Source organism: Micromonospora sp. TSRI0369, assembly GCF_001905625.1.
In the GTDB taxonomy this organism is placed as follows: Bacteria; Actinomycetota; Actinomycetes; order Mycobacteriales; family Micromonosporaceae; genus Micromonospora; species Micromonospora echinospora_A.
In genome coordinates this window covers 655,235-680,056 of the sequence record NZ_LIVU01000004.1, presented here as the reverse complement: position 1 = coordinate 680,056, position 24,822 = coordinate 655,235, and the positions used below count along the sequence as shown (strand labels likewise).

The following is a 24,822-nucleotide window of genomic DNA, read 5'->3' as shown; positions in this document are numbered from 1 at the left end:
CCTTCTTGACGCCGGGCGGTCCGCGCGCTGCGTGCGCCGCGCGGGGGCGTTGGGGGAGGTGTTAACAAGGGGCCCTTCCTCTACCGGAGGCGTTAACAAGGGGCCCTTCCTTTCACCCCAGGCAGCGGCGGGGGCGGTCGGACGGGGGCCAGACGTACTCCAGGTCGGGGGAGACGTCGGTGAACAACGATGCATAGTGGACGGGGTCCTTGCGCAGCAGCGACGACCGGTGGCTGCGGTGCAGGTCGTCGAGGCCCAGCCAGGGTGGCAGCTCACCGGCCGCGGCCAGCTCGTCCTGGGTGCGGATCACCGCGATCCCGCACGCGGCGGCGAGGTCGGTGGCGAGCGTGCCGGCGCAGGTGTCGGCCCGGCCCGGCTCGCACCACACCGCGCACATGTCCAGCCCGTACCGGGTCAGCGCCTCCTCGTACCCGGCCCACATCTTCACCGCGGGATGGTTGCGCCAGCCGTAGTCCGGCCGGGTCAGGCCGCGCAGCACCTGGATCGCCTCGACGCGCTGCTTGCCCAGCCGCTTCTGGTCCAGCGTCCGGGCGCTGGCCAGGAAGTCCGGATACGGCAGGAACGTCTGCATGCCGGTGCTCTACCCGTACCCGGCCCCGCCATGCGTTCATGATCGCCGGGGCTGCGCACATCGCGAGCGGCTGACTACGATCCGGACATGGCCGAGCCACTGCGTGACCGCGCGCGCCGCGCGACCGGCTGGCGGCTCCGGATGAACGGTGACGAACGCCCCCACTTCGTGGTCTGCGGGTCCGATCCGCTCGCCTACTGGGTGGTCCGGTCGCTGCTCGCCACCGACAGCGCCGAGGGGCGGGTGCGGGTCACGCTCGTGGTGCCGGCCCGCCGCCGGTCCGATGGCCCGGACGGGCGGGACGTGCCGGGGGTACGGGTCGTCACCGCCGAACGGCTCGACGAGGCGGCGTTCCGCCGGGCCGGGCTGGCCGGCGCGGCCGGGCTGGCCCTGCTGAACCAGGACGACGTGGGCAACATGCACGCCGCGCTCTGCGCCCAGGAGGTCGAGTCCCGGCTGCGCCTGGTGGTGCGCATGTTCAACACCAACCTGGCCGACGGGCTGCGGCAGCTCTTCCCCGACTCGGCGGTGCTCTCCGACGCCTCGATGGCCGCGCCCGCCTTCGTCGCCGCCGCGCTGGGCGAGGTGGCGCCCACCCATTTCCGGCACGCGGGGCGCACGCTGTACGTGGCGCGCCGCGACGACGTACGCCCGCAGGACGTGGTCTGCGGCCTGGCCGTCACCACCGACCCGGACCTGGTGCGGGTGCTGCCCGCCGACGAGGCGGCGGCCGACGTGGTGCTGGCCGAGGCGACCGGGCGGCCGGCGGGCACCGAGGTGGCCGCGCGGCGGCTGGTACGGGCGCGGCGGCGACGGCAGCCGGGGGCGGTGCTGCTGCGCGCGGTCCGCCACTTCGCCACCCGCAAGATCGGTATCGCGGTGCTGGTGCTGCTCGGGGTGATCGCGGTGCTGGGCTGGCTCAACGCCCGGGCGGCCGACGTCAGCTGGAGCGAGGCGGTCTACCTGACGCTGGTCACCACGCTCACCGGCCAGGACCCGGACGTCAACAAGCCGGTCGCCGCCCAGGTCATGCAGGTGGTGCTCAACCTGGCCGGGCTGGCGCTGATCCCGCTGATCACGGCCGCCGTGGTCGACGGCGTCGTCAACGCCCGGCTGGCCCTGCACGCCGGGCGGGTCCAGCCGGACCGTTCCGGGCACGTGGTGCTGGTCGGGCTGGGCAACATCGGCACCCGGGTGATGGCTCAGCTGCACGACTTCGGCGTCGAGGTGGTGGCGATCGACAGGAACGCCGACGCGCGGGGTGCCGCGCTGGCGCACCGGCTGGGGGTGCCGCTGATCGTCGGCGACGCCGGCCGGGAGGAGACGCTGCGGTCCGCCTCGGTCGACACCTGCCAGGCTCTGGTGGTGGTCTCCACCGACGACGGGACGAACCTGCGTGCCGCGCTGATCGCCCGGTCGCTGGACCCGGACCTGCGGGTGGTGCTGCGGTTGTTCGACGGCGACTTCGCCGAGCGGATCCAGCAGGCGTTCGGCATCGGCATCTCGCGCAGCGTGTCCTATCTGGCCGCGCCGTCGTTCGCGGCGGCCCTGCTGGACCGCGCGGTCGTCGCCACCATCCCGGTCGACCGGCACGCGCTGCTGGTCACCGAGGTGCCGGTGGTGGCGGGTTCGCCGCTGGACGGGCGTCCGCTGAGCGCGGTGGCCCGGCCCGGCGAGGTACGCCTGCTCGCGTACACCCGGCCGAACCAGAAAGCCGACTGGACGGCCGATCCGCGGATGGTGATCCAGGCCGGTGACCGGTTGACAGTGGTGGCCCGGCGGGCCGGGCTGACCGCCCTGCTCCGGGAGACGACGCCCGCGCCGCCACCGGCGCCCGCCGGTCCACCCGCCGCGCGGCGCCCGGAGGAGTGACCGGCCGCGTCAGGCAGGTCGCCGGCGGCGGACCGCGTACCCGAGCGCGCCGAGGGCGAGCACGCCGAAACCGGCGAGCACGCTCGGCAGGGGCAGGTTGACCGCCAGCACCAGGCAGCCGACCAGCCCCAGTGTGGCGAGCAGCCGTACCGGGACGCGCCGGGCCGGGTCCGGGCCGAGCGTCAGCGCCGCCGCGTTGGTGATCGCGTAGTAGACCAGCACCGTGCAGCTGGAGAAGCCGATCGCGCCCCGGACGTCGCCAACCGCGACGACGGCGACCACCACGGCGGCGACTGCCAGTTCGGCGCGGTGCGGCACCCGGTGGCGCGGGTGCACCGCCGCGAGCACGCCCGGCAGGTCCCGGCGGCGGGCCATCGCGAGCGAGGTGCGGCCGACGCCGGCGAGCAGGGAGAGCAGCACCCCGGTCACCGCCACCGCCGCGCCGGCCCGGACCAGCCAGGCCAGCCCCGGTTGCCCGGCGGCGGTCACGACCTCGACGAGCGGCGCGTCGGTGGACGCCAGCCGGTCGGCGCCCAGTACGCCGAGCGCGACCACCGCCAGCGTCAGGTAGATCGCCAGCACCGCGCCGAGCGCCAGCGGCACCGCCCGGGGGATGGTGCGCTCCGGGTCGCGTACCTCCTCGCCCAGCGTGGCGATGCGCGCGTACCCGGCGAACGCGAAGAACAGCAGCCCGGCGGCGGTCAGCACGCCGCCCACCCCGAGGTCGGCGGGGGCGGTGAGCCGGTCGGCCGCCACCTGCGGCGCGCCGGTCACCGCCACCACGGCGAGCACCGTCAGCACCACCGCGACGAGGACCCGGGTGGCGGCGGCGGTCTTGCCGATGCCGCGCAGGTTCACCACCGTCACCGCCACCACCGCGAGGACGGCGACGAGCCGCGCCCGCCCCGGCCACAGGTACGCCCCGACGGTCAGCGCCATGGCCGCGCAGCTCGCCGTCTTGCCGACCACGAAGCCCCAGCCGGCCAGGAAACCGGCGAACGGGTGCAGCCGTTCCCGGCCGTACACGTAGGTGCCACCGGACTCGGGGTAGCGGGCGGCGAGCCGGGCCGAGCTGGTGGCGTTGCAGTAGGCGATGAAGCCGGCCAGCGCCAGCGCCACGAGCAGGCCGACGCCGCCGGCCGCCGCCGCGGCGGGGGCGAAGACCACGAAGACGCCCGCGCCCAGCATCGAGCCGAGACCGATGACGACCGCGTCCGGTACGCCGAGTCGCCGTGCCAGCTGTTCCACACCGGCAGCCTAGGAGCGTGCGGTGAACATCGGGTGCCGTCGTTCGCTCAGCGCGGCGCGGACCAGCCGACCGGCCGCCGCCAGTCGCCGAGCCGGCGCGGCAGCGGCAGGTCGTCCCAGGGCACCCGGCGCAGCAGCCGGTCCAGCAGCAGGCCGAGCAGCAGGCCGGCGATCGAGTCGGTGAGCCAGTGCCAGCCCAGGTAGACGGTGGTGCAGAAGACCACCGCCGGGGGCACCACCCGGATCACCGTGACCAGCCGGGGCGGCATGGTCCGGCCGAGCGTGCGCACGAGCGGGGCCAGCAGCAGGGCCAGTACGCCGTACCAGACGATCGCGTTGGCGACGTGCCCGGACGGGTACGACTGCGCGAAACGCACCGGCAGGTCGTGCTGGAACAGCGGCAGCGTCTGCTCGGGCGACAGGAACGGCTCCTTGACCGAGGCGCTCGGCGCCGGACGGGCCGTCCACACCTTCAGCGGGCCGATCGTGAAGAACGTGAGCACGAACCCGACCACCGGCGGCAGCAGCGGCCGTACCGAGCGCAGCCGCAGCGCCAGCAGCACGCCCAGCCCGGCCGCGAGCAGCGTCAGCGGGGTGCCCTGGCCGAGCAGGTTGAGCGTCATCGCCACCCAGCGGGCGGCGGTCGGGCGGTGCTCGTCCGACCAGTCGGCGACCGCCCGGTCGAGCCCGAACAGCTGCCCGGAGGCGAGTGCCACGGTGATCGCCACCACTGCCCCGAGCAGCAGCCCGTCGAACCACCACCCGGCCGGCCGGACCGGCCGCAGCCGCAGGTCACCGCGTACCCCCGAGGTCTGACGCACGCGACCACGCTACCGGCCGCCGGCGGCGCCCGGGCGGCGCGGGCATCGGCGGCTGTGTGCCGAGCCACGAAGGGAAGCGCGGCGCGGGGGTCAGCGGTCACACTGGTTGCCGTGCGGATCACCTCGGCTCTCGTCGACCCGGCGCTGCTCGACCTCCCCTGGTCGACCCCGCTGGAGCAGTGGCCTGCCGAACACCTGGTCGCGTTGCCGCAGGGCATCTCCCGGCACATCGTGCGGTTCGTCCGGCTCGGCGGGTACGTCTACGCGGTGAAGGAGACCGGCGAGCGGGTCGCCGAGCGCGAGTACGACCTGCTGCGGGCGCTGGAACGGATCGACTTCCCGTCGGTCGAGGCCGTCGCGATCGTGGCCGACCGGCAGACCGACGACGGCGAGCCGCTGGACCCGGTGCTGATCACCCGGCACCTCCAGTTCTCGCTGCCCTACCGAGCGCTGTTCTCCAACACGCTGCGCCCGGAGACGATGAACCGGCTGCTGGACGCGCTGGCCGCGCTGATCGTGCGGATGCACCTGACCGGGTTCTTCTGGGGCGACTGCTCGCTGTCGAACACGCTGTTCCGGCGGGACGCGGGCGCGTTCGCCGCCTACCTGGTCGACGCCGAGACCGGGGCGCTGCACCCGTCGCTGTCCAACGGCCAGCGCGGCGAGGACCTGGAGATCGCCCGGGTCAACATCTTCGGCGAGGCGCTCGACCTCCAGGCCGCCGGCCTGCTGCACGAGTCGATCGACCCGGAGGTGGTCTGCGAGGAGGTCGTGCGGCGCTACGAGCGGCTCTGGCACGAGATCACCTACGAGCAGCAGGTCGAACGCGCCGCCCGGCACGACATCGAGCGCCGCATCCGCCGCCTCAACGAGCTGGGATTCGACGTGGCCGAGGTGGCCATGTCCACAGCCGACAACGGGCGCTACCTGGTCCGGCCGAAGGTGGTCGACGCCGGCTACCACACCCGGCGGCTGCTGCGCCTGACCGGCCTGGACGCGGAGGAGAACCAGGCCCGCAGGCTCCTCAACGACCTGGACGCCTACCGGCTGGAGAGCGACCTGACCGACGAGCAGCAGGCGGCGCACCGCTGGCTGACCGAGGTCTTCGAGCCGGTGGTCCGGGCGGTCCCCGGGCACCTGCGGCGCAAGCTGGAGCCGCAGGAGCTGTTCGCCCAGATCATCGAGCACAAGTGGCTGCTCTCCGAGCAGGCCGGGCGGGACGTCGGGATGCGTCGGGCGGTGCAGTCGTACCTGGCCGACGTGCTGGTGCACCGCCCGGACGAGCAGGCGGTGCTCGGCGTCGAGGTGCCCAGCGTCTGACGCCCGGGCGGATCACTCCACCCAGTCGCCGCCGCGCATCACCCGTACCACGTTCAGGTCGTCGTCCAGCACCACCAGGTCCGCGCGCAGACCGGTGCGCAGCGCGCCCACCCGGTCGCCCAGCCCGATCGCGCGGGCCGGGGTGGTCGCGACCATGCGGCAGGCGTCCGCCAGGGCCACGCCCGCGCCGACCGCGTGCCGCAGCGCGGCGTCCATGGTGAGCGTGCTGCCGGCGATCGCGCCGTTGTGGGCGAGCCGGGCCACCCCGCCGGCCACGGTGACCGCCTGGCCGCCCAGCTCGTACTCGCCGTCGGGCATGCCGGCGGCGGCCATCGCGTCGGTGATCAGCGCGGCCCGCTCCGGGCCGGCCACCGAGGTGGCGAAGCCGAGCATGCCGTCGTGCAGGTGCACCCCGTCGGCGACCAGCTCGCACACCACGTTCGGGGCCTCCAGCAGCGCCACCACCGGGCCGGGCTCGCGGTGGTGCACCGGGCGCATCCCGTTGAACAGGTGGGTGCCGACAGTGGCGCCGGCGGCCACCGCCGCCCGGGTCTGCTCCCAGGTGGCGTCGGTGTGCCCGACCGCCGCGACCACGCCGTGCGACACCAGCAGCTCGATCGCCTTGGTGGCGCCGTCCCGCTCGGGAGCGATCGTGACCATGCGTACGGCGCCGCCGCCCAGCTCGATCAGCTCGGTCAGCTCGGCGGTCGACGGGTCGCGCAGGAACTCCGGGTTCTGCGCGCCGCAACGGTCGGCCGACAGGTACGGACCTTCGAAGTGGACGCCGGCGAGCACGCCGGACTCCACCAGCGGGCGGTAGGCGGCGGTGGCGTCGCGCATCAGCTCGAACGGGGAACTGACCAGGCTGGCCAGCAGCGTGGTGGTGCCGTGCCCGAGATGGAACACCGCGGCCTGCCGCGCCGCCTCCGGGTCGCCGGTGGTGAACGTGTGCCCGCCGCCGCCGTGGGTGTGCATGTCCACGAAGCCCGGCACGATCCAGTGCCCGTCGCGCACGGACGGATACTCGGCCACGGCGGTGATCCGCCCGTCCGCGATCTCCACGCAACCCTGCCGGATGACGCCGGTCGGGGTCACCACCTTGCCGGTCACGCGCCGGGTCATCGACTCTCCTTCGCCAGGGTGTCCAGGGCCAGCAGGGCGGCGCCGAGGCAGCCGGCCTCGTCCCCGAGGTCGGCCGCGACCAGGCGCGGCTCGCGGTGGAACGTCAGCCGCTCGCGCAACGCCCGCCGCAGCGGGTCGAACAGCCGGGGACCGGCCTGGGCCAGCCCGCCGCCGAGCACCACTGTCGACACATCGTAGAGCGCCTGCCCGGTGGCGAGTCCGTCGGCGAGCGCCTCGACCGCCTCCTGCCACACCTCCACGGCGAGCGGTTCACCGGCCGCCGCGCGCTCGGCCACCTCGGCAGCGGTGGTGGGCGCGCCGGACAGCTCGGCGTACCGGCGTCCGATCGCCGAGGCCGACGACACCGCCTCCAGGCAGCCGGTCCGTCCGCATCCGCAGCGCGGGCCGCCGGGGCGTACCAGGATGTGGCCGATCTCCCCGGCGGCGCCGTGCGCGCCGGTGGCTGCCGACCCGTCGACCACGTGGGCGGCGGCGATGCCGGTGCCGATCGCGACGAACAGCACGTGGCCGGCGTCCCGTCCGGCCCCGAGCCGGGCCTCGGCGAGGCCGCCCACGCGCACGTCGTGGCCGAGCGCCGCCGGCAGTCCCAGCCGCGTGCGCGCCAGCTCTCGCAGGGGTACGTCCCGGAAGCCCACGTTGGCCGACCAGACCGCCACGCCGCGCGCCTCGTCGACCACTCCGGGTACGGCGATGCCGCAGGCCACCGGCGTGTGGCCGTCGGCGCGGGCCTTGCCGGCCAGCCCTTCGGCCACGTCGAGGATCGTGCCGACCACCGCCTCCGGGCCGCGCTGGGCGTCGGTGGCGTGCCGTTCGGTGTGCACAGTCGTGCCGTCCGGCCGGACCAGGGCGCACTTCATCCCGGTGCCCCCCACGTCCAGCGCGACGACGACCTCGTCGCCTGCACTCACGCCGTGGGCTCGCTTCGCTCGCTCACGCCGTGCCGGCTGGGCATGCGCTCACGGCCCTCGCTGCGCTCGGTGCGTTCGCTCATGCCAGGACCACGGACCGGGTCAGGTGACGCGGCGCGTCCGGGTCGAGGCCACGGGTGGTCGCGAGCGCGACAGCGAAGCGCTGCGCCAGGATCAGGTCGGCCATCGGGTCGACCGGGTTGCGGCCGGCCGACCAGCTCGTCAGCACCGTGCGCCAGCCGTGCGTGCGGCTGTGCACGAACGCGGCGCCGGTGGCGGCCACGTCCTCGGGCAGGCCGTCCGGGATCTCGCCGAGCGCCCACACCAGCCGGCCGGGGGCGGCGACCGAGATCGGGCCGTGCCGGTAGTCCATGGCCGGGTACGCCTCGGCCCAGAACGTGGCCGCCTCGCGGCACTTCAGCGCGGCCTCCTGGGCCAGCCCGACGGTCCAGCCGCGACCGAGGAAGGTGACCTGCTCGATGCCGGCCGGGTCGATCGGCAGCGGCGCCCGGACGGCCACCTCCGCGTCGGCGGCCAGCCGGCTGAGGTCCTCGCCGAGGTGGGCGCGCAGCAGCGCGAGCGCGGTGGTGGCGAAGCGGGTCTGCACCACCGACCGTTCGTCGGCGAAGGGCAGCGCGACAGTGGCGTCGGCCGTCGCGACGGCGGCCGAGTCCGGGTCGCCGACCAGGGCCGTGGTGGGGATCCGCCCGCGCAGCGCGGTGAGCAGGTCGAGCACCTCGGTGGTGGTGCCGGAGCGGGTGATCGCGATGAGCCGGTCGTAGTGGCGGCCGGTGGGGAACTCGCTGGCCTGGAAGGCGTCGGTCTCGCCGTGGCCGGCGGCCTCGCGCAGCCCGGCGTACGCCATGGCCATGAACCACGACGTGCCGCAACCGACCACCGCCACCCGCTGGCCGGGGCGCGGCAGGCGCTCGGCGACGGTCGGGGCGAGTCGCGCCGCCTCCCGCCAGCAGTCGGGCTGGCTCGCGATCTCCGCGTGCACGTACGCCATGACAACTCCTCGCCGGGAAAACCCTTGCGCAATACGGCGCGATACTGCCGTCTTTCGCGCGTCATTCTGCGCGAAGCGGCGTGGTTGTGGCAACTGTCTCCAAGTTCGCGCAGCGAAGGCTTTTGCGCGGACTGAGTTTCGCGCACTAGTGTGCACGCAACCGATCACCGTTCACGCATAGTCAGGGGAGGCCCCCGCGGTGGACCGCTACGCGCGCTGGAACGCGCTGCTGGAGATGCTGACCGACAGCGGCCGGGTCACCGTCGAGGAGGCGGCCGACCGGCTGGACGTCTCCCAGGCCACCATCCGGCGTGACTTCGACCAGCTCGCCCAGCAGCAGATGATCACCCGGACCCGGGGTGGCGCGGTCGCCAACGGCGTCTCCTACGACCTGCCGCTGCGCTACAAGACCGCGAAGCACTCGGCCGAGAAGCAGCGGATCGGCACGGCGGCCGCCGCGCTCGTCTCCCCGGGCACCGTGGTCGGCCTCAACGGCGGCACCACGAGCACCGAGGTGGCGCGGGCGCTGGCCGTACGCCCGGATCTCAACACCAGCGCGGAGGGCGCCCAGCTCACGGTGGTCACCAACGCGCTGAACATCGCCAACGAACTGCTGGTGCGCTCGCGGATGAAGGTGGTGGTGGCCGGCGGCGTGGTCCGGCCCAAGTCGTTCGAGCTGGTCGGCCCGCTCGGTGGGGCGCTGCTGCGCGAGGTCACCCTGGACGTCGCGCTGCTCGGCGTGGACGCGATCGACCCGCAGCTCGGCGCCGCCGCGCACCACGAGGGGGAGGCGGCCATGAACAGTCTCATGGTCGCCCGCGCCAAGCGGGTCGTCGTGATAGCTGATTCCTCGAAGCTCGGTGGGCACGCGTTCGCCAGGATCTGCGCGGTGGACCGGGTGGAAACGCTGGTGACCGACTCCGGCGCGTCCCCGGACGTGGTGGCGGCGTTCCGCGAGGCGGGCGTGCACGTCGTCTGCGCCTGACGACGCAAGGAAGGGCCCCTTCTTAACGCCTGCGGTAGAGGAGGGGCCCCCTTTTAACACGCCTCAACACGCCGACACTGCATACCGGGTATTGCCTTCGCTTGCATACCGCGTATGGTGTCGCTGACGCCTACTTATCGGGGGAGGTCAGCTGTGTCGGCTGTCCTGGAGATCGAAGGTCTCCGCAAGACGTACCGGAGCCGGAAGCGCGGGGTCCGCCACGCGCTCGACGGCTTCGACATGCGAGTGGAGGCCGGGCAGGTGCACGGCTTCCTCGGCCCGAACGGGTCGGGCAAGACCACCACGTTGCGTACGCTGCTCGGCCTGATCCGGCCCAACGGCGGCCGGATGGCCATTCTCGGCCAGGAGCTGCCGCACGCGCTGCCGGCGGTCGCCGGCCAGGTCGGCGCCATCGTGGAGAGTCCGCAGTTCTTCCCGAACTTCTCCGCGCGGGACACCCTGGGCCTGCTCGCCCAGGCCGGCGAGCTGCCCAGGCAGCGCGTCGACGAGGTGCTGGAGTTGGTCGGGCTGCGCGACCGGGCCGGCGAGCGGGTCAAGACCTACTCGCTCGGCATGAAGCAGCGACTGGCCGTCGCCTCCGCGCTGCTCAAGAACCCCAAGCTGCTGATCCTCGACGAGCCCGCCAACGGCCTCGACCCGGGCGGCATCCGGGAGATGCGCGGGCTGATGCGGGACCTGTCCGAGGCCGGTATGACGGTGGTGCTCTCCAGCCACATCCTCGGTGAGATCCAGCTCATCTGCGACTCGGTCACCATCATCTCGCTCGGCCGCCGGGTCGCGTTCGGGCCGGTCGAGCAGGTGCTCGCGGCCCACTCCCAGGGCACCGTGCGGGTACGCCTGGAGGCGGTCAGCGACCTGCCCCAGGCCGCCGACGCGCTCAGCCGGGCCGGGGTCCGCGTGGCCGCCGAGCCGGACCACCTGATGTTGTCCGGTGTGGACAAGCCCGCCACTGTGAGCCGGCTCCTCGCCGAGCAGGGCCTGTACGTCAGCGAGCTCACCCCGGTCGCCGTCGACCTGGAGAGCGTCTTCCTGGAACTGACCGCCACCGCGCCGGTTCCCGGCCAGCACCGGCAGGTCGATCAGTCCGCCAAGGTCGACCAGACCGGCACCGCAGGAGGTTGGGGCGCATGAGCCTGTTCGTCACCGAGCTGCGCCGGCTCGGCAAGCGCCGGCTGACCCGGCTCATGCTCGTCCTGCTGCTCGTCGGCCTGGCCACCGTGGCCACCGCGTTCAGCTTCTCCAGCCAGAAGCTCTCGCCGACAGTGGTGGCGGCGGCGGAGGCCGACTCCCGGGCCCAGTACCAGCGGGCGACGGAGGAGTGGAAGCGCACGATCGCCGAGTGCGAGGCCGCGCAGGCCCGCGGTGAGCAGACCGAGGAACGGTACGGCCCGAACTGCGGCAAGGACTACCAGCCGCAGCCGGACATGTTCGACCCGAAGTGGAACCTGCCCTACCAGTTCGACTTCCGGGCCGAGTTCCCCATGTTCATCGCCGTGTTCGCCGCCTCCGTGGCGCTGTTCGGCTTCATCGTCGGCGCCTCCTTCGTGGGCGCCGAGTGGAACACCGGCGGGATGATGAACCTGCTGCTCTGGCGACCGAAACGGCTCGCCGTGCTGAGCACCAAGCTGGCCGCCCTGCTCACCACCGTGTTCGGCCTGACAGTGGTGCTCGGCGCGCTCTGGACGGCGGTGTTCTGGCTGATCGCCAGCCAGCGCGGCACCACCGCCAAGATGACCGCCGGAGTGTGGCAGTCGATCGGGCTGGACGGGCTGCGCGCGCTGGGGATGACGCTGCTCGTGGCGGCGGTCGGCTTCGCGCTGGCCTCGCTGGGCCGGCACACGGCGATGGCGCTCGGCGCGGCGGTGGGGATCTTCGCGGTGAGCGAGATCGGCATCCGGATCGCCGTGGCGATCCTGGGGATCCAGTTCGGGGACCGGTACGTGCTTTCCACGTACGCCCAGTCGTGGTTCCTGAAGCAGGCGGAGCTGTACGACTACGACACCTGCCAGTTCACGCAGGGCGCCTGCGAGCCGGCCAAGTACGTGGTCACGTGGGAACAGTCGGCTGTGGTGTTCGGGGTGGCCCTGGTGGCAGCCGTGGCCGCCGCGTTCTGGACGATGCGCCGGCGCGACATCTCCTGACCTCGTCCGCGCCGCCGGCCCGGCCGGCGGCGCGGACCCCGCGTCCGATGCGGCCGGGGGCGGCCCTGGTTACGCTGGGGTCCCCCGGCCGGCGCGCGTCTCCGCCTGCCGGTCACCCGCCGCCGGAGAGGAGCGCCATGTCCGCCGACGCCTCACACCGGGCCGCCGTCGACCGGCCGGGCCCGCCGGGGCCGGCAGCGGGTACGCGCCACGCGGGCGGGACCGTTCCGCCACCCCGGACCGCCCCGCCCGTCGAGTCCACCCCGCCGCCCGAGGCCGAGCCGGAGTCCGTCGCGCCGGTCGGGCAGGCTGCGCCGGAAGCGGTGACGCCGGCCGGTCTCACCGAGCGGGAGCAGCGCATCCTCGCCTTCGAGGCGCAGTGGTGGAAGCACGCCGGGGCCAAGGAGCAGGCCATCCGGGACACGTTCGGGCTCTCCGCGACCCGCTACTACCAGCTGCTCAACGCGCTGCTCGACCACCCGGCCGCGCTCGCCGCCGAGCCGGTTCGCGTCGGCCGGCTGCGCCGGCTCCGCTCGTCCCGGGCCCGCAACCGGCGCCGCTGACCCGCCTCACTTCTCGTACGTGCGCAGCCCGTTGCCGATGGCGAAGAACGTCGGCGCCCACTCGCCGATGAAGATGCCCCAGCGGTCCGCCCGCGCCACTCCGGCGCGCTCCATGTGCTTGGAGAGGAACCAGCTGGTGACCGAGAGGCCGATGCTGAGGAATCCGGCGAGGTACGCGTGCTCCGCCCGGATGCCCCCTTCGTGCAACCGTTCCAACATCTCCAACCCCCTGTCGCCGGGACCGACCCGGTCGTGTTCGACGCTACCGAAAGTCCGGAGCAGGTGACTGGCGGTTGTCACGATCGGGGTCGCGCGGCGGATGGCCCGGCGTCGCGCGGGTAGGCGGCCGACGGCGACGAACGGAGGACACGATGGGGGCACCAGACCGCCGGTACGCGATCGGCAGCCGACCGACCCGCCCGGCCGGGGAGGCGCCGACGATGCGGGTGCGTTCCGCCTCCGACCCGGCGCCGGGACGCCCGGAGAACGAGGACGTGGTCTTCCGCTTCGGTCCGCTCGTCGGCGTCCTCGACGGGGCCACCGTGCCGGAGGGCTTCGACACCGGATGCGTGCACGGTCCCGCCTGGTACGTCCGGCACCTCGCCGCCCGGATCGGCCTGGCGATCGCGGCCCGGCCCGCGGCAACGCTGATGAGCAGTCTGGCGGCGGCGATCCTCGCGGTCCGGGCCGACCACGGCGGGACCTGCGACCTCGACCATCCGGGTACCCCGTCGTCGACGGTCTGCCTGCTGCGGGAAAGCGGCGACCGGGCCGACTACCTGGTGCTCTGCGACAGCCCGCTGGTGCTCGACACCGGAGGCGGGATCGAGGTGGTCACCGACGACCGGCTGGAGGCCGCCGTGGCGGACCTGCGCCGCAGCGCCGCCGCGTTGCCCGACGGCGAGACCGACCCGGCGACCCGGTTCCGGCGGGCGACGACAGTGCAGCGGACCCGGATGAACCGCACCCACGGCTACTGGGCGGCGGCGAGCGACCCGGACGCGGCGTACCACGCGGTGACCGGGACGGTCCCGCTGAGCGGGCCGGGTGCGCTGCGCCGGGCCGCGCTGCTCAGTGACGGCGCCTCCTGCGCCGTCGAGCAGTTCGGTCTCTTCGACTGGGCCGGGCTGCTGGAGGTGGCGACCGTGGAGGGGCCGGAGGGGCTGATCGACCGGGTCCGGGTGGCCGAGCGGGACCACCCGGAGCGGTTGCGGCGGCGCAAGCGCACCGACGACGCCTCGGTGGTGCTGTGCGAGTTCGCCCCTCCGGCGTGAGCACGCTCACGTCGGAACAACCCGGTCGGATGACAACGCAGCGTGAGGCGGAACACCCCGGGGGTACGACCGGCCGACGCGGTCGGCCATAGCGGCAATCCGGGCCCAAAGGGGTGGACGGCCCGGACGGAGAGCGGCAGACTGCGCCTCGTGACGGGTGCGGTACGGCTGGAGCCGGTGGACGAGCGGAACCTGGAACCGTTGCTCTCCGTAGCGGCGGCGGAGGCAGAACCGGAGGACGTGATGCCTCCGGTGCAGGCGCCCGCGGGTTGGTCGCTCGCCCGCCGGGACGCGTTCCGTGAATTCCACCGGGCGAGCCTCGGCGGACTCAACGGCCCGACACGCACGGCCATGTACGCGATCGTCTCCGGCGGCGAGGTGGTCGGCATGGTCCGGATGACCCGCCGGGACGAGCCCGGCACCGTGGAGACGGGCATGTGGCTGGGCCGCTCGGCCCGGGGCCGGGGTCTGGGCGCCGCCGCGCTCCGGCAGCTGCTGCACGCCGCCGCGGCGGCCGGCATGCACACGGTGGTCGCGGACACCACGCCGGACAACGCGGGCGCGCTGTCGGTGTTGCGGAAATGCGGTGCGGAATTGCGCGAGGAGGGCGGAAAAGTGCACGCCCGAATGTGCCTGGATTCGGCGCTGCCGATCCGCTGACGCCCGTATCAGATTGCGTTCTTGCTGCTCACTAGCGCTCGCTGCGAGGTTTCGACCGCCTTTTCCGTTCCCCTGAGGAAATGTTTTGCCAATGGGGTGACGGGTACTGCCCGCCTCTCCGGGATCGCGATGTCCGCATCCCGGGGGAGTGCGGAGGAGAGCGGATGAAAAGCGGAGCACGGGTGGCGCTGGCGGTGGGCTTCGGCTACCTGCTGGGCCGCCGGAAGAAGATGCGTACCGCGCTGACGCTCGCCGCGGCGGTCGCCGCCGGGCGGGCCAGCCAGCGCCCGGGCGGCATCAGGCAACTCGGCGCGGACCTGATGGGCGCCAGCCCGCAGTTGCGCAACCTCGGCGGGCTCGGGCCGCCGCTCGTGGCGGCCGGGCGGGCCGCGGCGACCGCCGCCGCCGGCAGCGGCATCGACGCGATCGGCGGACGGCTGCGCGACGGCGCCGACGCGCTGCGCCGCAGGAGCGGCCCGGACCGGCCGGACACCGAGCGCTCCGCGCCGGACGAGGAGCCGGAACTGGACGAGCAGCCTGTCGCGCCGGATCGACAGCAGCGGGGGCGGTGACCGTGGCGACGACCAGTCTGACCGACCGGGTACGCGACGAGATCGGCGGCGAGCTGCGCAACCTCGCCTCGGCGTTCGGTGAACGGGCCGTGCAGGCGATCAGCGGCCGGGTCACCGACGCGACGGGACGACTCACCGAGTACGCCAAGCAGGGCGGCGATCCCGGCTTGGTCGCCGCCGCCACCGGCGCGCGGAAGCTCGCCGAGGGCAACTCCCCCGTGAAGGCCATGTTCCATGCCGGCGTGGCCGGCGGTAAGGAGAAGCTGATGGCGGCGTTCGGTCGCAAGGGCGGCGGCGACGGCGGCCGGAAGCTCAAGGTCACCAACATCGTCGAGACCATCGAGGTCGGCGTGCCGGTCCGGGTCGCCTACAACCAGTGGACGACGTTCGGCGACTTCCCGAGCTTCATGAAGAAGGTCGAGCAGGCCGACTGCGACGACGACGAGAAGATGACCTGGAAGGCACAGGTGCTCTGGTCGCACCGGACCTGGGAGTCGACGATCGTGCGGCAGATCCCGGACCGGCTCATCCACTGGCGGTCCAAGGGCGAGAAGGGCTCGGTCGACGGCACCGTCAGCTTCCACGAGGTCGGCCCGGAGCTGACGAAGATCCTGGTCGTGCTGGAGTACCACCCGCAGGGCTTCTTCGAGCACACCGGCAACCTGTGGCGGGCCCAGGGCCGCCGGGTCCGGCTGGAGCTGAAGCACTTTGTCCGGCACGTGATGACCCGGACCGTGCTCGACCCGGACGCGGTCGAGGGCTGGCGCGGCGAGATCGAGGACTCCCAGGTCGTCAAGGACCACGAGACCGCGCTCCGGGAGGAGCGGGGAGAGGCCGGGCCGGCCGACGACGAGTACGCCGCCTACGACGAGGGCAACGACTTCGACGACGACGAGTACGCCGACGAGCCGGTCCGGACGGAGCCGGAGCGCTCCCGCAGCCGGCCGGTACGCGAGCAGCGGGAGCCGCGTGCCGACCGCCCCCGCCGCGTTCCGGAGCGGCCCCGCCGCCCGGCCGCCCGCCGCCGCGACGAGCGCTGACCGCCGGGGCGGCCCGTCAGGACCGGCCGGCCGCGTACGACTCCAGGTGCGCGAGCTGCACCGGGTCCAGCGACGGCCGGACACGGTCACGGGCCGCCCCGACGTGCGCCGCAGTCACAGTGCTCGCGTTGAGCGACTCCCGCATGGCGGCGAGCGCCGCCTCACGTACCAGCGCGGTGCAGTCGGCGGCGGAGAAGCCGTCCAACTCGGCGCCGAGCGCGTCGAGGTCGACGTCCGGAGCGAGCGGTACGCCCCGGGCGGCGGCGCGGAGGATCTCCGCGCGGGCCGGGCCGTCCGGCGGCGGCACGTAGACCAGACGTTCCAGCCGGCCGGGCCGCAGCAGCGCCGGGTCGACCAGCTCCGGCCGGTTCGTCGCGCCGACCACCACCACGTTGCGCAGCGCCTCCACCCCGTCCAGCTCGGTGAGCAGCGCCGCCACCACCCGGTCGGTGGTGCCGCCGTCGCTGGCCTGCCCGCGTACCGGGGCCAGCGCGTCCACCTCGTCCAGGAAGACGAGCGTGGGCGCGGCCTGGCGGGCCCGGCGGAACAACTCCCGGACCGCCCGCTCGCTCTCACCCACCCACTTGGAGAGCAGCTCGGCGCCCTTCACCGACAACACGTTCGCCCGCCCGGACCCGGCCAGCGCGGTGACCAGATAGGTCTTGCCGCAGCCGGGCGGGCCGTAGAGCAGCACGCCGCGCGGCGGCGTCACGCCCAGCCGGGCGAAGGTGTCCGGGTAGGTGAGCGGCCAGAGCACCGACTCGGTGAGCGTCTGCTTGACGTCGTGCAGCCCGCCCACGTCGTCGAGCGTCACCGACGCCAGCTCCAGCGTGGACGCGGACATGGTCGTCGGCCGGACCACCTCCAGCGCCTCGGTGAAGTCCGTCATCGCCACCGTCGGCGTCTCCGCCGTCTTCTGCCGCAGCGCCGCGCGTACCCCGGCCTCGCGGACGAGCGCCGCCAGGTCCGCCGCGACGAACCCGGGGGTACGGCCGGCCACCTCGTCCAGCCGTACGTCGCCGGCCAGCGGCACCTGCCGGGTGAGCACTGTCAGCTGTTCCCGGCGCAGCGCCGCGTCGGGCAGCGGCACGGTGATCCGCAGCGCCAGCAGATCCGGGCCGCGCAGCCCCGGGTCGACCGCTTCGGGTCGCCCGCTGGTGCAGACCACCGCCACGCCGGCCCGCAGCGTCTCGGCGACCACCTGCCGGAACACGGTGGCCAGCGGACCGGGCTCGTCGGCCGGGGCGATCGCCTCCACGTCGGTGACCAGCAGCACCGCAGGTCCGCCGGCGCGTACCGCCGACGCCGCCTCACGGAGTCTGCGGGCCGCGGCGTCGTTCGTGAGCGCGGCCAGCTCCGGTGCCCAGAGCGGGCGCAGACCCGCGCCGACCCGGGCGGCCACGGCGCGCACGAGCGCGGACTTGCCCGAGCCCGCCGGTCCCTCCACCAGCACGCCGAGCGAGACGGTGGTGCCGAGCCGGCCCAGCACCTCGCGGTGGTGGAAGCCCAGGTCCAGCAGCTCGGTCAGCTCCTCGGCCTGGGCACGCAGGCCGGGCAGCTCGTCGACGTCGGGGGCGTCCTCCGGGCCGAGCAGGCCCTCGGCCCGTTCCGTCCCGGCCGGCGTTGCCGTGGGAGCGGAGACGGGCGCGCCCGGGGACACCGGCCCGGAGCCGCGGGTGGCCGGACCGTGCTCCCAGCCCACCACCGTGTCCATGGTGACGAGCGCGCCGGTCGCCGGCTCGGCGGACACGACGTTGAGCAGCGTGCTGGTCCAGGCGTACCCGACGGAACTGGCGAGACTGCGCCGCGCGGCCTCGATCAGGCCGCGCACGGCGGCGTCCGGGAGCACGTCCTGCGGCAGCAGCGAGACGTCGTCGCCGGGGGTGACGACCTTGCCCAGCAGCGCGAGCCGCAGCATCTCCGGCGGGACCGCGGCGACCACCGCGGCCGGGCCGGCCAGCGTGAGCCGGCGTGCCGGGGTGGCCGGCAGCGGGCTCACCGTCACCTGGCCGCCGGCCCGCAGCCCGAGGTTGCCGAGCAGCAGGTCGTCGGCGTGCAGCAGGACGTCGCTGGTGTTCTGGTCGGCGGCGGCTGCGATGCCGGCTGTCGTCCGGCGGCCGGTCAGCCGCACCGGGTCGCCGGGGCGCAGCGCCAGCGCGGTGAGCACCTCGGGATGCAGGCGTACCACGCCGCGGCGGGCGTCGAGCGCGGCCGGCCGCAGCGTCGCGGTCAGGGTCAGGTCGGGTTCCGCCACCCGCCGACAGTAGCCGCCGTGACCACGCCGGTGCCGCCTCAGCGCGGGTCCGGGCCGTCCAGCAACGAGGGATCCTGCCGGATCATCTCCGCCAGCCGGGCCGCCGGGTCCGACTCGAGCGAGTCCTGGCCGGGGGCGGGCACTGTCTTCACCGACATGGGCCACGCCGGTGGGGGCGTCGGCGTCGTGGGCGGGCCCACCGTGACCGCGGGACCCGACCAGGAGACCCGCAGCGGGTACGCCTGGTCGCCCAGCTCCACCCGGAGCGCCACGGCGACGCCGGGGTGATCGGCCACGACCCGCCGGACCGCCTCGGCGACCTCCTCGACCGGGTCACGCCGCGCCGGCGCCGCGCCGCCCCGCAGCCGGTACGCGCCGTGCCCCGCCCGCCCGTTGCCCGGCTCGTCCGGCAGCTCCTCCAGGGGCACGTCCTGGTCGGCACTCCCGGCCGGTTCGCCGGGCGCCCGGCGGCGCATCGCCTCTTCGCGTCGCGCCATCCGGGCCAGTGTCTCGTCCAGATCACCTCTCATGGCGTCCACCCCTTCGCCAGACAACGGATCGAAACGACTGTCGGTGTTTCAGCCCGCCCGTGACTGCGGAGCCGGCCCGTCGCCGCGCCGGCCCGACCGGGTCGCCCGGTCCAGCGCCCGGTCCAGGACGACAAGCAGGGCGTCCCGGACCGAGAGCCGGTCCCGGGCGTCGAACTGTACGAGCGGCACGTGCTCCGCGATCGCCAGCGCCCAGCGGATCGACGGCAGGTCGAGGGCCAGCCGCCCGTCGAAGGCGTTGACGCCGACGGCGAACGGCAGCCCGGACCGCTCGAAGAAGTCGATGGCCGGGTAGCAGTCGTCGAGGCGGGCGCTGTCCACCACCACGAGCGCGCCGAGCGCCCCCCGGGCCAGGTCGTCCCACATGAAGCCGAACCGCGCCTGTCCGGGCGTACCGAAGAGGTAGAGCTTGAGGCTGCGGTCGATGGTCACGCAGCCGAAGTCCATGGCGACGGTCGTGGTGGTCTTCCCGGCGACGCCGCCGGGGTCGTCGATGCCGATCCCGACGGTGGTCATCTCGGCCTCGGTGGTCAGCGGCGCGATCTCCGAGATCGCCCCCACCGTGGTGGTCTTGCCGACCCCGAACCCGCCGGCGATCAGGATCTTGACCGGGATCGGCGGGCGGGGCGCCGGCACCCGGCTGACGATCGGCGCCGGTTCCTGTGGCGGCACCCCGGGCGGCAGGTACGGCAGCGGCGGGGTGGGCGGTGGCGGTGTAGCGCGGCCGATCAGCGGGGCCGGTCCGCCGTAGCGGCTCGGGGCGCTGTTTGCGGACGGCCCGCCCAGGGCCGCCGCCGGCCATTCAGGAGATCGCACGAAGTCCATCAATCACTCGCAGGATGATGTCGGGATCGAGGGCGTCGTCGCCGTCCGCGACGTGCACGTCGAGATGACCGGCGGCGCGAAGGTCGCCGACGAGCACCCGGGTCACACCGAAGTGCATCCGGGTCCGGGCGGAGATCTCTGCCACCGAGACGGGCTCGGCGCAGATCGCGACGATCGCCGCCAGCTCCGGGGCGAGCCGGGCGGTCACCGCCCACGAGGTGCTGCCCGGACGAGCGGTGACCTGGGTCTCCAGACCGATCGCCGGGTCGCCGTCCACCCGTCCGGCGGTCAGCACGAACGGGCGCGGGCCGGTCGGCTCCCCGTCGCCCGCGTCCGGCTCCGGACTCGGAGCGGACGCGTGCAGGAAGGGGCGGACCCGGATGCCGGGTTCCGGCTCCGGGTCCGCGCCGGCGGCCCCCGGGATCATTGCTGGACGGCGTTCTTCAGCTCGGCGATCAGGCGGGGACTCAGGGCGCCGCCGGCCCGGCCGGCGAAGAGCGTCATCTCGTACGCCACGGTGCCCAGATTCGCCGTACGGTCGGCGACGACGCCGAGAACCGAACCACTGCTGATCGCGCTGATCAGCAGGTATCCCTCGGCCATGTCGACGATCACCCGGTTGAGCGCGCCCAGCGCGTACCAGCTCGCGGCGCCCCCGGCGAGGCTGGTCATGCCGGAGACCACGGCGGCGAGCCGTTCCGCGTTGGACCGGTCCTTGATGGCGGACATGGCCATCAGCAGCCCGTCAGAGGAGACCGCGATCGCCTCCATCACCCCGGCGGTGCTGGAGGTGAACGAGTCGAGCAGCCAGTTGAAGGTGCGCGCCTCGGGGCTGAGGTCGCCGGTGGCGCTCTGTTCGATGTTGTCGTGCAGGAACGGGCTGGTCACCGTGATGGGTCCTCTTCGTAATGACGGTCTGGGCTGACTTCGCGCAGAGCACGGGCGACGCCCGCCTCGAACTCGTTGACGAGATTGCGGACCTCGACGGGGTCGCCGGGGTCGGAACTGGTCGGGGGCGTGGACTGGGTCGCGGTGGCGGCCAGGTTCGCGCCCGGCACCCGCCGGCTCAGCCGGGGTCGTTCCGTGGTGGGCGGGGCGGAGACGCTGTGGCCCTCGGCCCGGCGTACGCCGTCCTGGAACGCCTCGACCAGGGCCCGGACGTGGGCCGGGTCGGCGGGGACGCCGATCAGCGGCCCGGCGGTCGCCGGGCCGGCCGGGGCGGTGGGCGCGGGGGCCGGGAGGTTCGCCCCGGGCACCCGCTGCCGGATCGGCGACCGGGCGCCGGGCCGTCCGGCGGCCGGGCCGACCGGCTCCGGCCCGGCCGGGACCGACGGGCGACCACCGGCGGGCGGCGCCGAGCGGACCGGTCCGACCGGTGGGGCCGACGCCGGTCCGGCGGTCGGCACGGGCGCGGAACCGACGCTGGGCGTGCGCACCGGCCGGGCGGCCGGTGGCGACGACGGCCCGGCGGCCAGGCCGGCCCCGGCGGTCGGCGCGAGGGCCGGACCGGCGGGCGGGGTCAGGGCCGGCCCCGCCGGTGGGGTCAGGGCCGGACCGGCCGGTGGGGTCAGGGCCGGACCGGCCGGCGGCGTGCGGGTCGGGCCGGCCGTCGGCCCGGCGGCCGGGGGAGCGACCGGGACCGGGCCGACGACCGGTGTCGGCGGGGAGGTACGGCCGGGGCGCGCCGCCGGTCCGGCCGGCAGGGTGGCGGGCGCACCGGCGGCCGGCGGCCAGGCGGGCGGCGGTCCGGCGGTGGGGAAGTTCAGTTCCTCGGCCGGCTCCGGAGCATCGTCCCGGTTGCCGAAGGCGTTCCACGGGTTGCCGCTGGACATGCTGCGGGTGGCCCGGCTCAGCAGCTCCGCGTCGAAACCGGCGGGCGGTTCGCCGGTCGTCGGTCCGCGATCGTGCCCGCCGGGCGGTACGGCGGCCCGCGCGGCGCCGGCGAAGGCCGGCTCGGCCCGGCGGACCACGAGCGAGGCGGCCGGGACCTCCAGGGTGGCGGTGACGCCGCCCCCGACGGTCGGGGTCAGCCGGACGTGCCAGCCGTGCCGCCGGGCCAGGCGGCCGACGACGAAGAGGCCGAGCACCTCGGTCGGGGCGAGGTCGAGCCGTTCCCGGCGGGTGAACCGGGCGTTCTCCTCGGTCATCCGCTCCTCGGTCAGGCCGATGCCGTGGTCGACCACGACGAGCCGGGCGCCGCCGTCGGTCAGCTCGCCGGTCACCACCACGCGGGTGTGCGGCGCCGAGAAGGAGGTGGCGTTCTCCATCAGCTCGGCCAGCGTCAGGACCAGGTCGCCGACGATCGCGGGCGCCGCCGCCACACCGGGCGGCACCTCCACGTCGACGCGGGTGTAGTCCTCGATCTCGCCGAGCGCGAGCCGGACCACGTCGGCCAGCGGGACCGGGGCCACGTGGCCGTCCGAGCCGGTGGCGCCGGAGAGCACCACCAGGCTGCCCGCGTTACGGCGCAGGCGGCTGGAGATGTGGTCGAGCCGGTACAGGTGCTCCAGCCGGCCCGGGTCCGTCTCCTGCCGCTCCAGCCGGTCGATGAGCGCGATCTGGCGGCCGACCAGGTTCTGCGTACGCCGCCCGACGTGGCCGAACATCTGCGCCACGTTGCGGCGTCCGGCCACCTGGCGCTCGACCAGCCGGGCGGCGGTGTGCTGCACCCGGTCGAACGCGCGGGCCAGCTCGCCGATCTCGTCCCGGGCGCCGACCTCCACCGGGTCGAGGCGTACCGGGGGCACGCTCTCGGACTCGTCGTCGGCGACCCGGGTCAGTTCCGCCTCGGCGACCCGGGCGACCCGCTCGGCGGAGCGGGTGAGCCGGCTCAGCGGGCGGGCGACGGTACGGGCCACCGTCATGCTCAGCAGCACCACGACCAGCAGGATGACGCCGGCCGCCAGGGTGACCAGCCAGGCCGCGGTCAGGGCCTCCCGTTCCCGGGCGCGGGTCTCCGCGATGACGTCCGCGACGACCTTCTTCTCCACGAACTGGCCCAGCGTGATCATGGACCGGGAGGCGGGGAAGAGCACGTCCAGCGAGACCGGCGCGATCGCCGCGTCGGGGTCGCGGAGGCTGTCCACCAGGAACGTCGGGCTGGTCCGCGCGGCCACCGCCGCGTCGTCCAGCTCGGCCACCTTGAGCTGCTCCGGCGTGATCAGCCGGCGGAAGCGCCGGTTGTCGACGTTGAGCGCCGCCATGCACGCCACGAACGACCGCGACATCAGCGGGTCGCCAGTCGCCTTGACCAGCACGATCCGGGTGGTGCAGGAGCTGAGTGCCTCGTCGACGCGCAGCAGCGCGTCCAGGGCGAGCACCTGCCGGCCGGCCGCGGTGTCGGTGTCCACCTGGTACGGCAGCCGCAGCGCGTCGATCAGGGCGGTGTCGACCTCGGCGAACGCGGTCAGGATCTGGTCCGGCCTGGCCCGGCCGGCGAGCGTGGCGGTGCGGACGTCGTCCAGCTTGCGTACCCCGTCGAGGCTCTCGCGGATCGGCGCGGGCAGCGTCTCGGCGCGCAGGTCGGCGACCCGGTCGTCGACGGTGGCCGACTTCTGGATCAGCTCGGTGCGGGCCACCCGCCCGAGCAGCAGCCCGATCGAGAGCAGGCGTTCCTGCTGGAGATCCTGGACCAGGCTGCCGACCCGGCTGGCGATGCGGACCGTCTCGGCGGTGTCGGCGGCCCGTTGCGCGGCGGCCACCCGGTCGATGACCACCGGAACGGCCAGCCCGACCATGCTGAGCAGCGGGATGATCACCAGCAGGGCGAGCTTGCCCCGGATCCGTAACCTAGCGAGCAGCATCGAACGGCCTCCACCGGTCGGCGTCGCCGCCCCGGCCGACGGCGACCGGCTGGCGGTCACCCTCGGACGCGACGATCGGCGGGTCCTCGTGGACCGCCGGTGGCGGTCCTGCCTCGGTCGGCATCCGGCGCGCCGGAGGAGGGCCGGAGGACCGCTCCCGCCGCACCGCGGCGAGGTGCAGCGCGGCGATCCCGGCGAGCAGCGCGACTGCCGTGCCGGCCGCGACCCGGCCCAGCAGCAGGTCCCGGTCGATCGCGTCCAGCCGTTCCTTCAGCAGCGTGTCGAGCTGGTCGAGGATGACCGTCCGGAGCTGCTTGGCGGCGTTCTGCGCGGTGATCCCGGCCTGGGTGAGCTGGTCGGTGCCCGGCGCGGACCGGCCGCCGCCGGGCGCCGAGTAGGCCGAGAACGTCTCCAGCGAGCGCTGGTAGGTGTCCAGCGGGGTGAGCACGTTGGCGCCCAGGTCGGTGCTCTCCGAGCTGTCGACAGCGGAGCGCAGGTCGGCGACGAGGTCGGTGGCCGGGCCGAGCGCGGCGACGCGCAGCTCGGCCAGTTCCGCTCCGGTCCGCGCGCGTTCGGCGGCGGGACGCTTGGCCGCCAGCCGGGCCAGGTCGACGAGCCGCCCGGCCAGTACCGTCGCGGTGGGCAGGTCACCGCCGATGCCGTCCTGGAGGAAGAACGAGTCCGAGCGCGGGTCGCGGATCAGTCCGGAGCTCTCCCGAACCTTGCGGTAGAGGGCCAGCAGCAGGTCGGACGCCTCGCCGTAGGCCCGGAAGGCGGCCTCGGGGTCGCCGAGCCCGCGATCCGGCAGCGCCTCCAGCTTCGCCCGCAGCCCGGCCCAGCGCTCGTGGGTGCGCAACTCGTCGCCGACGGCGTTGTCCACCTCGGCGATGCCCTCGATCGCGGCGGTGAGCGCGGTCCGGGAGACGGACCCCTCGGCGACCGCGATCGCCTGCGCCTCCACCAGCGCGTCGGTGATCGGGCCGAGAGCGCGCAGGTAGCGGACGCCGAGCCGTTCCCGGCTCGCCAGCTCGTGGTCGTCGGCGGCGTTGTTCTCGGCCTGGGCGAAGATGAACCCGAGCGGTACGAGCAGCGCCAGCACCAGCAGCAGGGGAAGCGTACGGCCCGGTACGGCGGGCCGCCGACGGACCCGCGGCGCGGGGACTGTCATGGTGTGTCTCCTCCGGCGACGGCGGGGCGGTCGGTGCCCCGGGAGGTCGCCGTAC

24 protein-coding genes are annotated in these 24,822 nt (G+C 74.5%); 10 read left to right on the top strand and 14 right to left on the bottom strand.

What is annotated here, in order from left to right; translation table 11 throughout:
• Positions 1–112 precede the first annotated feature (112 nt).
• Complete coding sequence (locus tag AMK25_RS16095; RefSeq protein WP_073829161.1) at positions 113–592, bottom strand: MSMEG_6728 family protein; 480 nt, start codon at positions 590–592, stop codon at positions 113–115.
• 87 nt (positions 593–679) lie between these two features.
• On the opposite strand from AMK25_RS16095, the gene AMK25_RS16090 reads away from it, so the two are divergent.
• The gene (locus tag AMK25_RS16090) at positions 680–2,464 is read left to right on the top strand and encodes a potassium channel family protein (protein ID WP_443189914.1); all 1,785 of its coding nucleotides are present in this window, start codon (positions 680–682) and stop codon (positions 2,462–2,464) included.
• 9 nt (positions 2,465–2,473) lie between these two features.
• On the opposite strand, the gene AMK25_RS16085 is transcribed toward AMK25_RS16090, so the two are convergent.
• Positions 2,474–3,712 (bottom strand): APC family permease, encoded by a 1,239-nt coding sequence (locus AMK25_RS16085; protein WP_073829160.1) that lies wholly within the window; start codon positions 3,710–3,712, stop codon positions 2,474–2,476.
• Positions 3,713–3,759: 47 nt separating this feature from the next.
• Positions 3,760–4,533: a phosphatase PAP2 family protein gene (locus AMK25_RS16080; RefSeq protein WP_073829159.1), complete on the bottom strand. Its 774-nt coding sequence runs from the start codon at positions 4,531–4,533 to the stop codon at positions 3,760–3,762.
• Positions 4,534–4,644: 111 nt separating this feature from the next.
• On the opposite strand from AMK25_RS16080, the gene AMK25_RS16075 reads away from it, so the two are divergent.
• Positions 4,645–5,853 (top strand): DUF4032 domain-containing protein, encoded by a 1,209-nt coding sequence (locus AMK25_RS16075; RefSeq protein WP_073829158.1) that lies wholly within the window; start codon positions 4,645–4,647, stop codon positions 5,851–5,853.
• Between the two features lie 12 nt (positions 5,854–5,865).
• Here the strand turns inward: AMK25_RS16075 and nagA are convergent, their stop codons facing one another.
• The 3 genes from nagA to AMK25_RS16060 all read right to left on the bottom strand — a co-directional run bounded on the left by nagA (position 5,866) and on the right by AMK25_RS16060 (position 8,913).
• A complete protein-coding gene (gene nagA / locus AMK25_RS16070) occupies positions 5,866–6,975 on the bottom strand; it encodes an N-acetylglucosamine-6-phosphate deacetylase (RefSeq protein WP_073829157.1) in 1,110 nt (369 codons plus the stop codon).
• On the bottom strand, positions 6,972–7,904 hold the full coding sequence (locus AMK25_RS16065; protein ID WP_073829156.1) for an ROK family protein: 933 nt from the start codon (positions 7,902–7,904) through the stop codon (positions 6,972–6,974). Before AMK25_RS16065 ends, nagA begins: the two co-directional genes overlap by 4 nt.
• Before the next feature lie 79 nt (positions 7,905–7,983).
• Positions 7,984–8,913, bottom strand: a complete 930-nt coding sequence (locus tag AMK25_RS16060; protein ID WP_073829155.1) for an SIS domain-containing protein — start codon at positions 8,911–8,913, stop codon at positions 7,984–7,986.
• Between the two features lie 199 nt (positions 8,914–9,112).
• Between AMK25_RS16060 and AMK25_RS16055 the strand changes: the two genes are divergently transcribed.
• The 4 genes from AMK25_RS16055 (at position 9,113) to AMK25_RS16040 (ending at position 12,623) form a co-directional block, all read left to right on the top strand.
• Positions 9,113–9,898: a DeoR/GlpR family DNA-binding transcription regulator gene (locus AMK25_RS16055; RefSeq protein WP_073829154.1), complete on the top strand. Its 786-nt coding sequence runs from the start codon at positions 9,113–9,115 to the stop codon at positions 9,896–9,898.
• A gap of 153 nt (positions 9,899–10,051) precedes the next feature.
• A complete protein-coding gene (locus tag AMK25_RS16050; protein ID WP_073829153.1) occupies positions 10,052–11,050 on the top strand; it encodes an ATP-binding cassette domain-containing protein in 999 nt (332 codons plus the stop codon).
• Entirely contained in the window at positions 11,047–12,060 is a 1,014-nt protein-coding gene (locus AMK25_RS16045; RefSeq protein WP_073829152.1) for an ABC transporter permease subunit, read from the top strand. The genes AMK25_RS16050 and AMK25_RS16045 overlap by 4 nt, the downstream gene beginning before the upstream one ends.
• 137 nt (positions 12,061–12,197) lie before the next feature.
• Entirely contained in the window at positions 12,198–12,623 is a 426-nt protein-coding gene (locus tag AMK25_RS16040; RefSeq protein ID WP_073829151.1) for a DUF3263 domain-containing protein, read from the top strand.
• 6 nt (positions 12,624–12,629) lie between these two features.
• On the opposite strand, the gene AMK25_RS16035 is transcribed toward AMK25_RS16040, so the two are convergent.
• Entirely contained in the window at positions 12,630–12,842 is a 213-nt protein-coding gene (locus tag AMK25_RS16035) for a hypothetical protein (protein WP_073829150.1), read from the bottom strand.
• 152 nt (positions 12,843–12,994) lie between these two features.
• On the opposite strand from AMK25_RS16035, the gene AMK25_RS16030 reads away from it, so the two are divergent.
• The 4 genes from AMK25_RS16030 (at position 12,995) to AMK25_RS16015 (ending at position 16,169) form a co-directional block, all read left to right on the top strand.
• Positions 12,995–13,897 carry a hypothetical protein gene (locus AMK25_RS16030; RefSeq protein WP_073829149.1) on the top strand — a complete coding sequence of 301 codons (903 nt, stop codon included), beginning with the start codon at positions 12,995–12,997 and terminating at the stop codon, positions 13,895–13,897.
• A gap of 150 nt (positions 13,898–14,047) precedes the next feature.
• Positions 14,048–14,557 (top strand): GNAT family N-acetyltransferase, encoded by a 510-nt coding sequence (locus AMK25_RS16025; RefSeq protein WP_073829148.1) that lies wholly within the window; start codon positions 14,048–14,050, stop codon positions 14,555–14,557.
• Between the two features lie 164 nt (positions 14,558–14,721).
• Positions 14,722–15,129 carry a hypothetical protein gene (locus AMK25_RS16020; RefSeq protein WP_073829147.1) on the top strand — a complete coding sequence of 136 codons (408 nt, stop codon included), beginning with the start codon at positions 14,722–14,724 and terminating at the stop codon, positions 15,127–15,129.
• A gap of 2 nt (positions 15,130–15,131) precedes the next feature.
• On the top strand, positions 15,132–16,169 hold the full coding sequence (locus tag AMK25_RS16015) for an SRPBCC family protein (RefSeq protein ID WP_073829355.1): 1,038 nt from the start codon (positions 15,132–15,134) through the stop codon (positions 16,167–16,169).
• 16 nt (positions 16,170–16,185) lie between these two features.
• Here the strand turns inward: AMK25_RS16015 and AMK25_RS16010 are convergent, their stop codons facing one another.
• Genes AMK25_RS16010 through AMK25_RS15980 form a run of 7 tightly spaced genes read right to left on the bottom strand, consistent with a single transcriptional unit; the run spans position 16,186 to position 24,767 of the window.
• The gene (locus tag AMK25_RS16010) at positions 16,186–18,423 is read right to left on the bottom strand and encodes an AAA family ATPase (RefSeq protein WP_073829146.1); all 2,238 of its coding nucleotides are present in this window, start codon (positions 18,421–18,423) and stop codon (positions 16,186–16,188) included.
• Between the two features lie 38 nt (positions 18,424–18,461).
• A complete protein-coding gene (locus AMK25_RS16005) occupies positions 18,462–18,953 on the bottom strand; it encodes a hypothetical protein (protein WP_073829354.1) in 492 nt (163 codons plus the stop codon).
• A gap of 48 nt (positions 18,954–19,001) precedes the next feature.
• Positions 19,002–19,796: a GTP-binding protein gene (locus AMK25_RS16000; RefSeq protein ID WP_174534017.1), complete on the bottom strand. Its 795-nt coding sequence runs from the start codon at positions 19,794–19,796 to the stop codon at positions 19,002–19,004.
• Positions 19,774–20,223 (bottom strand): DUF742 domain-containing protein, encoded by a 450-nt coding sequence (locus tag AMK25_RS15995; RefSeq protein WP_073829145.1) that lies wholly within the window; start codon positions 20,221–20,223, stop codon positions 19,774–19,776. The genes AMK25_RS16000 and AMK25_RS15995 overlap by 23 nt, the downstream gene beginning before the upstream one ends.
• Positions 20,220–20,684, bottom strand: a complete 465-nt coding sequence (locus tag AMK25_RS15990) for a roadblock/LC7 domain-containing protein (RefSeq protein WP_073829144.1) — start codon at positions 20,682–20,684, stop codon at positions 20,220–20,222. The genes AMK25_RS15995 and AMK25_RS15990 overlap by 4 nt, the downstream gene beginning before the upstream one ends.
• Complete coding sequence (locus tag AMK25_RS15985; protein WP_073829352.1) at positions 20,681–23,599, bottom strand: nitrate- and nitrite sensing domain-containing protein; 2,919 nt, start codon at positions 23,597–23,599, stop codon at positions 20,681–20,683. The genes AMK25_RS15990 and AMK25_RS15985 overlap by 4 nt, the downstream gene beginning before the upstream one ends.
• The gene (locus AMK25_RS15980; protein ID WP_073829143.1) at positions 23,586–24,767 is read right to left on the bottom strand and encodes a hypothetical protein; all 1,182 of its coding nucleotides are present in this window, start codon (positions 24,765–24,767) and stop codon (positions 23,586–23,588) included. The genes AMK25_RS15985 and AMK25_RS15980 overlap by 14 nt, the downstream gene beginning before the upstream one ends.
• Positions 24,768–24,822 lie beyond the last annotated feature (55 nt).